The organism is Streptomyces sp. NPDC023723, assembly GCF_040639815.1.
In the GTDB taxonomy this organism is placed as follows: domain Bacteria; phylum Actinomycetota; class Actinomycetes; order Streptomycetales; family Streptomycetaceae; genus Streptomyces.
In genome coordinates, this window is sequence record NZ_JBFAAP010000026.1 from 97,445 (window position 1) to 108,706 (window position 11,262).

Annotated in this window: 11 protein-coding genes, 1 rRNA gene and 1 riboswitch; of the genes, 1 reads left to right on the forward strand and 11 read right to left on the reverse strand. The window is 70.1% G+C overall.

The window, feature by feature from the left end:
- Window positions 1-95 precede the first annotated feature (95 nt).
- Window positions 96-190: riboswitch (glycine riboswitch) on the reverse strand.
- Between the two features lie 126 nt (window positions 191-316).
- Complete coding sequence (locus AB0G32_RS25020) at window positions 317-691, forward strand: PRC-barrel domain-containing protein (RefSeq protein ID WP_361167337.1); 375 nt, start codon at window positions 317-319, stop codon at window positions 689-691.
- Between the two features lie 251 nt (window positions 692-942).
- On the opposite strand, the gene AB0G32_RS25025 is transcribed toward AB0G32_RS25020, so the two are convergent.
- The 11 genes from AB0G32_RS25025 to rrf all read right to left on the reverse strand — a co-directional run bounded on the left by AB0G32_RS25025 (window position 943) and on the right by rrf (window position 11,234).
- Entirely contained in the window at window positions 943-2,367 is a 1,425-nt protein-coding gene (locus tag AB0G32_RS25025) for a DNA polymerase IV (RefSeq protein ID WP_361167340.1), read from the reverse strand.
- Between the two features lie 69 nt (window positions 2,368-2,436).
- Window positions 2,437-3,120 carry a MerR family transcriptional regulator gene (locus AB0G32_RS25030; protein WP_361167343.1) on the reverse strand — a complete coding sequence of 228 codons (684 nt, stop codon included), beginning with the start codon at window positions 3,118-3,120 and terminating at the stop codon, window positions 2,437-2,439.
- 161 nt (window positions 3,121-3,281) lie between these two features.
- Window positions 3,282-3,755, reverse strand: coding sequence for a bifunctional nuclease family protein (locus AB0G32_RS25035; protein ID WP_188183535.1), 474 nt, complete (start codon window positions 3,753-3,755; stop codon window positions 3,282-3,284).
- A 73-nt stretch (window positions 3,756-3,828) separates the two neighbouring features.
- Window positions 3,829-4,566, reverse strand: coding sequence for a MerR family transcriptional regulator (locus AB0G32_RS25040; RefSeq protein WP_361167346.1), 738 nt, complete (start codon window positions 4,564-4,566; stop codon window positions 3,829-3,831).
- Between the two features lie 42 nt (window positions 4,567-4,608).
- A complete protein-coding gene (locus tag AB0G32_RS25045) occupies window positions 4,609-5,544 on the reverse strand; it encodes an FHA domain-containing protein (protein ID WP_361167349.1) in 936 nt (311 codons plus the stop codon).
- A gap of 61 nt (window positions 5,545-5,605) precedes the next feature.
- Window positions 5,606-6,445, reverse strand: coding sequence for a DUF881 domain-containing protein (locus AB0G32_RS25050; RefSeq protein ID WP_361167353.1), 840 nt, complete (start codon window positions 6,443-6,445; stop codon window positions 5,606-5,608).
- 5 nt (window positions 6,446-6,450) lie between these two features.
- Window positions 6,451-6,783 carry a small basic family protein gene (locus AB0G32_RS25055; RefSeq protein ID WP_003977440.1) on the reverse strand — a complete coding sequence of 111 codons (333 nt, stop codon included), beginning with the start codon at window positions 6,781-6,783 and terminating at the stop codon, window positions 6,451-6,453.
- The gene (locus tag AB0G32_RS25060) at window positions 6,780-7,616 is read right to left on the reverse strand and encodes a DUF881 domain-containing protein (protein WP_361167356.1); all 837 of its coding nucleotides are present in this window, start codon (window positions 7,614-7,616) and stop codon (window positions 6,780-6,782) included. Before AB0G32_RS25060 ends, AB0G32_RS25055 begins: the two co-directional genes overlap by 4 nt.
- A gap of 172 nt (window positions 7,617-7,788) precedes the next feature.
- Window positions 7,789-10,284: a mannose-1-phosphate guanyltransferase gene (locus AB0G32_RS25065; RefSeq protein ID WP_361167359.1), complete on the reverse strand. Its 2,496-nt coding sequence runs from the start codon at window positions 10,282-10,284 to the stop codon at window positions 7,789-7,791.
- 115 nt (window positions 10,285-10,399) lie between these two features.
- Entirely contained in the window at window positions 10,400-11,008 is a 609-nt protein-coding gene (locus AB0G32_RS25070) for a CDP-alcohol phosphatidyltransferase family protein (protein WP_361167361.1), read from the reverse strand.
- Between the two features lie 109 nt (window positions 11,009-11,117).
- Window positions 11,118-11,234 (reverse strand): 5S ribosomal RNA (gene rrf / locus AB0G32_RS25075).
- Window positions 11,235-11,262: the final 28 nt, after the last annotated feature.

Genomic DNA, 11,262 nt, shown 5'->3' on the forward strand with positions numbered 1-11,262 from the left:
CCTGAGAGCTTCACCGGGATCCTGTCGGGCCGTCCCGGCTTTCACCGTCGGTGAGAGCGGAAGCCGTCGACACCCGCCCTGCTTTCCAGAGTGACCTCGTCCGTGCGGTACGTGAGCCTGAGAGATTCCGGGGAGGAGTTGCTCCTTCGGCGCCTCCGGTGTAACCGGAGGACTCTCCCGCACGGGGTCAGCAGCCGTTTGCCAGCGTACCAGCGACCCCCACGCACGGTCTTTCGAGTGGCCGCACAGCCAAATGTGCTCTTTTGTAGTGCTTACGGATGATGTACCGGATGGTTGGCGACCACCTGGAGGGCCCGTGCGTACCGACATCGATCCCCGCAACCTGATCGGCCGCAAGGCGTTCGACCGCGACGGCACGAGGATCGGCACCGTCGACGAGGTCTACCTCGACGACGCCACCGGCATACCCGAATGGGCGGCCATACGCACCGGCCTGTTCAGCCGGGACGCCTTCGTCCCCCTGGAGCCCAGCGAACTGGTCGACGGCACGCTGCGGGTGCCCTTCGACCGCGCGCTGATCAAGGAGGCCCCCGACTTCGGCGTCGGCCGCCACCTCTCCCCGGAACAGGAACTCCAGCTCTACCACCACTACGGTCTCGACCTCGCCGCCCCGCCCTCGCTCCCCGACCACGACTTCGGCCGCCTGGCGGGCCAGGAGGAGCCGACCTGAGGCGAGTACGGGTTCAGCACCCCCGAGCAGCCTCCCGCGCGTCCCACGCCCCGCGGAAAAGCCGCTCTTGCCCGTTCCCCCGTCACCGGGCCCCGAGCCTCGCCACCCCCACCCGGCGGCTGCACCCCGCCCCACTCGTCCCACGCGTGACCGGCACCTCACGCCTCCGCCCGCCCCGCCTCCGCCCGCCCCACCTCACCCGAACCGCACCGCGCGGCTGTCCCCGCACCGCCCGCACAGTGGCCGCGCGGTCACCCCGCCCCGTCCACCGGCTCGACCGGTCCGGCCACGGTGTCCCCGGGTCTTCGTTCCACCAGCGGCAGCGGATCCGCCGGCTCCAGTTCCGGGTCGTCGGTGCGGAACGTCCGCACCCGCCCCGGCCTGGTCGACAACGGCGTCTCGAACCGCACCGTGACCCGCCCCAGACCACTGCCCTGCACCCACCCGTGCCCGTACACGGCGTGCCGTACGTCGTGCCCCGAGGGCCAGCGCCGCTCGGCGGGCGGGATCTCCGGCTCGGCGGACGCGGCCCGGCCGCCCCCCTCCGCCGCCCCCGAAAGCCCGGTGGACCCCGCCGGCTCCGCCTCCTCCGCCGCCCGCTCCCCCGCCGCCTGCGCGAACAGGTCCTCCTGCGTGTAGTCGGCGAGCCCGGTGACCCCCACGCCGAGCAGCCGCACCCCGCCGGTGGTGTCCACGGCGTCCAGGAGCCGCGCGGCCGCCTCCGCGACCACCGCCGGGTCGTCCGTGGGCCCGCGCAGCGTCTCGGACCGGGTCAGGGTGGAGAAGTCGTACCGCCGTACCTTCAGCACGATGGTGCGCCCGGACAGCCCGGCCCCGCGCAGCCGCGCCACACACCGGCCGGCCAGCCGCCGCACCTCGAGACCGACCCGCGTCCGGTCGTGGATGTCGACGTCGTAGGTGTCCTCCACCGACACCGACTTGGTCTCCCGCTCGGCCACCACGGGCCGCTCGTCGTGCGCCAGCGCCATCGCGTACAGCGCGTGTCCGTGCGCCTTGCCCAGCAGCCGGACCAGCTCGTCCTCGCCCGCCTCGGCGAGCTCGCCGACCGTGGTCATCCCGGCCCGCCGCAGGTGGTCACCGGTCGCCGGTCCCACTCCGGGCAGGATCCGCACCGACAGCGGCGCGAGCAGCCGGCGCTCGGTGCCCGGCTCGATCAGCACCAGCCCGTCCGGCTTGGCGTCCTCGGAGGCGATCTTGGCGAGCATCTTGGAGGCGGCCAGCCCCACCGACCCCGTCAGTCCGGTGACGGCCCGGATGTCCTCCCGCAGCCGGATGCCGGTCAGCCGGGCCGACTCCGCGTCCCAGGCGGTCCCGCCGGCCTCCAGGTCCACGAACGCCTCGTCCAGGCTGAGCGGCTCCACCAGCGGGGACAGCGCCCGCAGCAGCTCCATCACCTGCTCGCTGACCGACCGGTAGAGCTGGAAGCGCGGCACCAGACAGGCGGCGTTGGGCGCGAGCCGCCGGGCCTGGGCCATGGGCATCGCCGAGTGGACACCGAAGACCCGGGCCTCGTACGAGGCCGTGGCCACCACGCCGCGCGGCCCCAGCCCGCCCACGACCACGGCCTTCCCGCGCAGGCTCGGCTTGGACGCCTGCTCCACCGAGGCGAAGAAGGCGTCCATGTCGAGATGCAGGATCGTGGGCGCGGTTCTCACATCTCCGATGCTGCCCTACGCCACTGACAACGCGCCCGCACGCCCGGCCCGGCGGGGGCTCGGACGGGCTCAGACCGCCCGGTTGCGCCGCCGGGCCAGTTCGTCCGCCGGATTGTTCCCGACCAGGGTCTCGCCGGTGTCGACCCGCTCCCCGTGCAACTGCGACAGGGCGCTCTCCACGTCCCGCCACACCACCCCGACGGCGATCCCGAAGATCCCCTGGCCGCCCTGGAGCAGGGCGTGCACCTCGTCCGGCGAAGTGCACTCGTAGACGGTGGCACCGTCGCTCATCAGCGTCATCCGCTCCAGGTCGCGAAAACCGCTCTCCCTGAGATGCCGCACGGTGGTCCGGATGTTCTGGAGCGACACACCGGTGTCGAGGAACCGCTTGACGATCTTCAGTACAACCACGTCGCGGAAGCTGTACAGCCGCTGGGTCCCGGACCCGTGGGCCGGCCGCACGCTCGGTTCGACCAGTCCGGTACGGGCCCAGTAGTCGAGTTGCCGGTAGGTGATCCCGGCGGCCGCGCAGGCCGTGGGCCCCCGGTAGCCGATCTGCTCGGACGCCATGGACGCCGCCCCTCCGCCGCTCGGCACCACCGCAGGTCGCCGCGGGGCGTGGTCGGCCGTACCACCGGGCTGCGGGTATCCCCCGCCCGGGCGAATCCGAGAACCCTCGGGAGAGTACGGAGCACCGGCTCCGAGACCGCGTGCGGGAGCACGTCCCACCGTACCGTCGCCGCTGCTTCTCACGCCGACCTCCGTCCTTGACCTGCCTCCTCGAAGGTAGGCAGTCACCAAGGGTGCGTCAACGATCGCCACACTCGGCACGCCGAGTGATAATCACCCTAAGAGTGGTTTGCCGTGTCCCCTTGCGGGGAAGGGCTAGCCGAATGTCCTTTTTCGGACGGCCGTCACTGATTGCTGCTGCCGAAATCCTCCGGCGAGATCTGGTCGAGGAACTCGCGGAACTTCTCCACCTCGTCCTCCTGCTCGTCCGGGATCGCGATACCGGCGTCGTCCAGCACCGTGTCGCTGCCGAAGATCGGCGTACCGGTGCGCAGCGCCAGCGCTATGGCGTCGGACGGCCGCGCGCTCACCTCGACCCCGCTGGCGAAGACCAGCTCGGCGTAGAAGACACCTTCCCGCAGGTCGGTGATGCGCACCTCGGTGAGCTCCTGGCCGACGGCTTCCAGCACGTCCTTGAACAGGTCGTGGGTCAGCGGCCGTGCGGGAGCCATGCCCTGCTGGGCGAAGGCGATCGCCGTCGCCTCCCCGGGACCGATCCAGATGGGAAGGTAGCGGTCTCCTCCCACTTCACGCAGCAGCACGATCGGTTGGTTGGAGGGCATCTCGACCCGGACACCTACGACATCGAGCTCGTTCACACAGCAACCCTAGGCCGTGCCCGGGACGTTTGGGTAGTCGGGCCGGGAACGGGTGACCGATCCGGGCTCCGCATCACGGCAGCCGCACCCCGAGGGCGGTCTGCACCAGAGCGGCGTGCAGCCGCACCGCGAGCCCCGCCAGCTCCTTGGTACGAGCCTCCGCGTGCGCCCTGGTCTGCGGGTTCCGGTGACGCCTGAGCGGGGCCACCACCTGGTCCACCAGCCCGGCCTCCCGGTCGGCGGCGGCCTTCATCACCCTCAGGTGCCGCGGCTCGATCCCGAACCGTCCCAGCTCCACCACGAGGGTGGCCACGGTGGCCGCCTCCGCGTCGTACGCCCCGTCCGGCAGCGGGGCGATCAGGCCGTACGCCTCCCACTCGTCGAGCTGCCGCTCCTCTATGCCGACCGCGGCGAGCAGCTCCGCCCGCCCGATCCGGGCCGCAGTCGGCGCCGCGACGGGCTCCGGCAGCGCCTCGCCGGCCTCCCGCTGCCGCCCCACGGTCGGCAGCGGCACCGCCTCGCCGCGCTCCATGGCGTCCAGGTGCTCGCGGATCACCTTGAGCGGCAGATAGTGGTCGCGCTGCATCCGCAGCACATGCCCGAGACGCTCGACGTCACGGGCGCTGAACTTGCGGTACCCGGCGGGGGTCCGCCGCGGATCGACGAGCCCCTCCGACTCCAGGAATCGGATCTTCGAGATCGTGATGTCGGGGAACTCGTCACGCAGCACGTTCAGCACCGCGCCGATGCTCAGCAGTCCGTCCGCGGCGGCGGTGCCGTGGCCGGCACCACCGCTCGGTGTTTGCAGCATGGCCCTTCCCTGGGGATCTCCCCGGACGGAGCCCGGGGCGGCTCAGTAGCCCCGCTGGCTCGCGTAGAAGACCAGCCGGTACTTGCCGATCTGCACCTCGTCGCCGTTGGACAGAGCGACCTCGTCGATCCGCTCCCGGTTGACGTACGTGCCGTTCAGGCTGCCCACGTCGGCGACCGTGAACGACCCGTCCGGCTGCCGGCGGAACTCCACGTGCCGACGGGAGACCGTGACGTCGTCCAGGAAGATGTCGCTCTGCGGGTGCCGTCCGGCCGTGGTCAGCTCGCCGTCCAGCAGGAACCGGCTGCCCGAGTTCGGACCCCGGCGCACGACCAGCAGCGCGGAACCCAGCGGCAGCGCCTCCACGGCGGCCTGCGCCTCCGGGGACAGCGTCGGCATCTGCGTCTGCCCGGTGACCTCGGCGTCGTACGCCTCGAGACCGGAGATCGAGATCGTGGACGTCGTCTCCGAGGGACGCTCCGCGTGCGCCCCGGACCGCAGCGGCGCGCCGCAGTTGGAGCAGAAGCGGCTGTTCTCCGCGTTGCGGTTACCGCACCTCGTACACACCAGGGCCGACATGGACGGATCCTCCTGCGGCGGCTGCCCCGCCGGGGCGTTGGACGCGTACGGACCGGGGTCGAACCCTGAACCCGTACTTGAGGTCGACGGTTGCCCGAAACCTATGCCGCCGGACTGCGCAGGGTCAACAGACGGCGCGCCCTGACCACCCACCTGGTCGCGGAACAGCGGACGCCCGCCCTCCGCGTCGGGCTGCGCGCGATGGCGAGCGGTCGCGTTCTCGCCGCTCTCTCGCGCGCTCTTGCCGAACAACTTCGCAAACAACTTCACGGGCGATTCCCCTTGACCGAAACAGACCCGCCCGTGGGGCAGGACGAACCCTGACTGAACGTACTGGCCGACCCGGACATCCTGACAACGTCCGTCTCCACCAGACAGTTTCCACCACGCACCACCCATTCGGTGCGCCGACCCCCCGCAAGCTCATGCCCCCGCCGGACAGCGCCCATGCGCCCCCGGTTCACTCGGAGGACGACCGAGCGTAGTCAGGCCGCTTCGCCGCTCGCAAGGCGTCCACGACGATCTTGCTCGACCGCTCAACAGTAGCGGTGGCCTGTTCCTTCTCCAGAGTCTGCACCACTCCCCCAGGGATGTTGAGCGCGGGCTCGAGGTCCTGCGGCTTCCCGATGACCTTGAAACGATACGGCGCGGCGATCTTGTTCCCGTCGACGCTCACGCCGTCGTCGGAGTCCGTCAGATAGGTACCGGCGACCACCCGTACGCCGTTGACCTGGATGGCCTCCGCGCCGGCGGCACGCAGTTCCTGGATCGCGTCGAGCAGCATGTCCGCCTCGACCGATCCCTTCGGGTCCGCGATCGTCATCATGATCCCCGGTCCCTGCGCGGCCACCGTGCCCGCCAGGACGCCGAGTTGCCGCTCCTTCTCGATCGTCTGCTTACGGGCCTCCTCGGCCTGGTCGGAGCTGTTCTCCAGCTCGTCCCGCTGCGCCTCCAGGCCCTGCTTCTCGTCCTGAAGACGTTGCGTACGGTCATCGAGTTCATCGAGGATGCGGACCAGGTCCTCCTGCCGGGCCCCCCGCAGCGCGCTGTCCCCGTCGCTGTTGGACGCCACCTGTACGGCCAGGCCGAAGCCGAGCCCGAACAGCAGCAGGGCGACGATCAGTTGGGCCCGGGTTACCCGCGGCGGCCACAGCCCCTGCGCCAGCCGCTGGCGTCCGGTGGTCCCGGGCTCCGGCCGCGCGGCCGGGCCCTGGCCCGGGGCCGGCGCGGGAAGCGGCGCGACCTCTTCGGGCAGTTCGGCGCGGAGCCGGTGCTCCGCCCGTTCGTCCTTGTCGCTCATCGGTCTCACGCCCGGAACACGTGCCGGCGGATCGCCGCGGCGTTGGAGAAGATCCGGATGCCGAGGACGACCACGACTCCGGTGGACAGCTGGGCGCCGACGCCCAACTTGTCGCCCAGGAAGACGATCAGCGCGGCCACGACCACGTTCGACAGGAACGACACCACGAAGACCTTGTCGTCGAAGATGCCGTCGAGCATGGCCCGCAGCCCGCCGAACACGGCGTCCAGCGCCGCGACCACGGCGATCGGCAGATAAGGCTCGACGGCGGCCGGAACCTCCGGCCGGACCAGCAAGCCGGCCACGACTCCCACGACGAGGCCCAGTACGGCGATCACGTTGTGCCCTTCTCGGTTTTCGGTTGTGCGGTTCGTACGATGACACTCGGTGCGGCCGGCAGCCGGAGGTCGTCCTCAGTGGAGATACCGGTCCGGATGCCGTAGTTCTCCTCCAGGGCGTTCAGATACAGCCCGTCGGCGCTGTTCTGGAACCTGCTGCCGAGCTGTTGCCCGTCACCCACGGCGAGCACCGTGTAGGGCGGCACCAGCGGCCTGTTGTCGACCAGTATCGCGTCGCCCGCGGCCCTGATCGCGGAGAGCGCGGTCAGCCGCTGCCCGTTGATGGAGACGGCTTCGGCGCCCGAGGCCCACAGTCCGTTGACGACCCGCTGCATGTCCCGGTCGCGCACCCGGCCGGTGTCGGAGAACCCGGAGGTTCCGCGCGGTGTGCCGTCGCCGCCCGTGGAGGCGTCCTTGGCGTCGTTCACCACGAGCTTCACTCCGGGCCCGTGTACGGCGACGGCCCCGGACAGCACCCCGACCAGTTCGCCGCGGTCGCCGTCCCCGGTGTGCTGGAGCGCCTCGCGCTGGCGCGCGCTCACGTCCTCGCGCAGTGCGTCGACGTCGCCCTCCAGGTCGTCCGCCGCCGAGGTCTCCTGGTCGATGCGGTCGATCAGTTCCTCGCGTTCCTTGGCGGCGGCCGGGGCCGCGACGCGCGCCTGGGCGGCTCCGACGGTCACCACCAGGGCGGCCAGCACCAGCCCGGCGGCCAGGCCCAGCTTGGCCCGCAGGGTCTTGGGCAGGCCACCGGTGCCCGCGGCCCGCTTGCGTGCCGCGGCCTCGGCGTAACCGTCGTCGAGGCTGTGGTCCATGACGTTGGTGAGCAACGACATGGACGCGTCCGGACGTGTGGGCCGCGTGGCTGTGCTCCGAACGGGGGGTTGCTGCGGCATGCCGCACATCGTCGCACGCCGCCGCCCCTGCCTCCGAACGGCCCCACCGGCGTGCCGGACAGGCCCCCTTGGGGGCACTTGTCCGGCACGCCGGTGGGGCGTACCGCGGTTCTTACCGGCCGGCGCTGTCCACGACCGCCGACCACTCGTCGAGCAGTGCCTGCGCGGAGGCGTCGTCGGGGCCCTCGGCCCACAGGTGGGTGACCGCCTCGGCCGGGTCCGGCAGCACCATGACCCAGCGCCCGTCGGCCTCCACGACCCGCACCCCGTCGGTGGTGTCCACGGAGCGGTCTCCCGCCTCCTCCACGACGCGGCGCATGACAAGCCCCTTGACCGCCCACGGGGTCGCCAGATCGCGCCTGAGGACGTGCGCCCGCGGGATGCGGGCGTCGATCTGGCTCAGCGTGAGCTGCGTGCGCGCCACCAGCCCGATCAGCCGCACGAAGGCCGCGGTGCCGTCGTAGACGCTGCTGAACTCGGGGACGATGAAACCGCCCTTGCCGTCACCGCCGAAGATCGTCCCCTCCTCGCCGCCGACCCGGGTCAGGTCGTCGGGAGAGGTGGTCGTCCACTCCACCTGGGTCCCGTGGTACGCCGCTACCTGCTCGGCGATCCGGGTGGTGGTCACCGGCAGCGCCACCCGCCCGCTGCGCCGCTCGGCGGCGATCAGATCGAGCAGTACCAGCAGCGCCCGGTCGTCCTCGATGATCCGGCCCTTCTCGTCGACGAGCGACAGCCGCTCCCCGACCGGGTCGAACCGCACCCCGAACGCGGCCCGCGAGGACGCCACGATCTCCCCGAGCCGCACCAGCCCGGACCGGCGCATGTCGGCCGACTCGGTCGGCCGGGACTCGTCGAGCCCGGGGTTGATGGTCAGCGAGTCGACCCCCAGCTTGCCGAGCAGACTGGGCAGCACGAGCCCGGCACTGCCGTTGGAGGCATCGACCACGACCTTCAGCCCCGACTCGGCGATCCCCGCCGTGTCGACGTTGCGCAGCAGCGACCCGGTGTACGAGTCGAACACGCTGGACGGGAAGTGCAGGTCGCCGATCTCGCCGGGGAACGCCCGCCGGTACTCCTGCCTGGCGAACACCCGGTCCAGCTTCCGCTGGCTGCCCTGCGACAGGTCGGCGCCCTGGCTGTCGAAGAACATGATGTCGACCGAGTCCGGCACCCCGGGCGTGGTGCGGATCATGATGCCGCCGGCACTGCCCCGCGCGGTCTGCTGCCGTGCCACCGGCAGCGGTACGTTCTCCAGGTCCCGTACGTCGATGGCGCTGGCCTGCAACGCTGAGATGACCGCGCGCTTGAGCGCACGGGCGCCTCGGGAGTGGTCGCGGGCCGTGGTGACGGTCGACCCCTTCTTGAGGGTCGTCGCGTAGGCACCGGCCAGCCGCACCGCCAGTTCCGGAGTGATCTCGACGTTCAGAATGCCGGAGACCCCTCTGGCGCCGAACAGGTGCGCCTGTCCCCGGGACTCCCAGATCACCGAGGTGTTGACGAACGCGCCGGCCTCGACGGTCTTGAACGGGTACACCCGTACGTTGCCCTGGACGATCGATTCCTCACCGACCAGGCACTCGTCGCCGATGACCGCGCCGTCCTCGATCCGCGCCGCGCGCATGATGTCGGTGTTCTTGCCGACGACGCAGCCGCGCAGGTTGCTGTGCGGGCCGACGTACACGTTGTCGTGCACGACGGCCTTGTGCAGGAAGGCGCCGCTCTTGACGACGACGTTGGAGCCGATGACGGTGTGTTCCCGGATCTCGGCGCCGGCCTCGACCTTGGCGTAGTCGCCGACGTAGAGCGGCCCCCGGAGCACGGCGTCCGGATGTACCTCCGCGCCCTCGGCCACCCACACACCGGGCGAGAGCTCGAAGCCGTCGATGTCGACGTCGACCTTGCCCTCCAGGACGTCCGCCTGGGCCTTCACATAGCTCTCGTGGGTGCCGACGTCCTCCCAGTACCCCTCGGCGATGTAGCCGTAGATCGGCTTGCCTTCCTTCATCAGCTGCGGGAAGACATCGCCGGACCAGTCGACGGAGACATCGGCCTCGACGTAGTCGAAGACCTCGGGCTCCATGACGTAGATACCGGTGTTCACGGTGTCCGAGAAGACCTGGCCCCAGGTCGGCTTCTCCAGGAAGCGTTCGACCTTCCCGTCCTCGTCGACGATGGTGATACCGAATTCAAGGGGATTGGGTACGCGCGTCAGGCATACGGTGACCAGCGCGCCCTTCTCCTTGTGGAAATTGATCAGCTCGGTGAGGTCGAAGTCGGTCAGCGCATCGCCGGAGATGACGAGGAAGGCATCGTCCTTCAACGCCTCTTCGGCGTTCTTGACGCTTCCGGCGGTACCGAGTGGCTTCTCCTCATTGGCATAGGTGAGCTCCATTCCGAGCTCTTCACCGTCACCGAAGTAGTTCTTGACCAGGGAGGCCAGGAACTGCACGGTCACGACGGTCTCGTTGAGCCCATGCCTTTTGAGCAGCCGCAGAACGTGCTCCATGATCGGCCGGTTGGCCACCGGCAGGAGCGGCTTGGGCATGCTTGAGGTCATGGGACGAAGGCGTGTGCCTTCGCCTCCGGCCATCACGACGGCCTTCATGTCGGAAGCGTCCTCCTCTAAGAGACGACGGTCTGACCGACTTCACCCGCCTCGATTGTCCCGCACTTTTCCAGCGCGGGCCATCGGGGCCGCTACGGCCGCACAGTGGGCGAGTTCAATCGGTCATGGTGTCCGCGCGGACCAAGCGGCGGACCTGAACCATGTAGAGGACTCCTGCCCACCAGTACAGGGTTGTACCCCATCCGGCGAACGCCCATCCGAAAATAGCAGCGAGTGACGAGATCCATCCGCTGCCGTCACTGAGCAGCAGCAACGGGAAGGCGTACATCAGGTTGAACGTCGCGGCCTTCCCCAGGAAGTTCACCTGCGGCGGTGGATAGCCGTGCCGCCTGAGGATGCCCACCATGACCAGCAGGACCAGCTCACGCGCGAGCAGTACCGCGGTCAGCCAGAGTGGGAGGATCTCCCGCCAGGTCAGGCCGACCAGCGTGGACAGGATGTAGAGCCGGTCCGCGGCGGGGTCCAGCAGCCGGCCGAGGCTGCTGATCTGGTTCCAGCGCCGGGCGAGCTTGCCGTCCAGGTAGTCGCTGACGCCGCTGAGCGCCAGCACCAGCAGTGCCCAGCCGTCGCTCTTGGGGCCGCCGAACTCGGGCCTGAGGATCAGCCACAGGAAGAGGGGCACGCCGACGAGGCGGGCCATGCTGAGGATGTTCGGGATGGTGAGGACCCGGTCAGTCTGGACGCGGGTCTCCTGGACCTCCACCCGGGGGCCTCCTGGTTGAAATAAGCCAACAATGCCCCCTGACCTTACCTCAACGCAAAAAAGCTCTGGCCCTCGGGCGGTCTGCCCAAGAGCCAGAGCTCTAAAAGGAGTTCGGCGGCGTCCTACTCTCCCACAGGGTCCCCCCTGCAGTACCATCGACGCTGTAAGGCTTAGCTTCCGGGTTCGAAATGTAACCGGGCGTTTCCCCTACGCTATGACCACCGAAACACTATGAAACACAACCAACCGCCTAC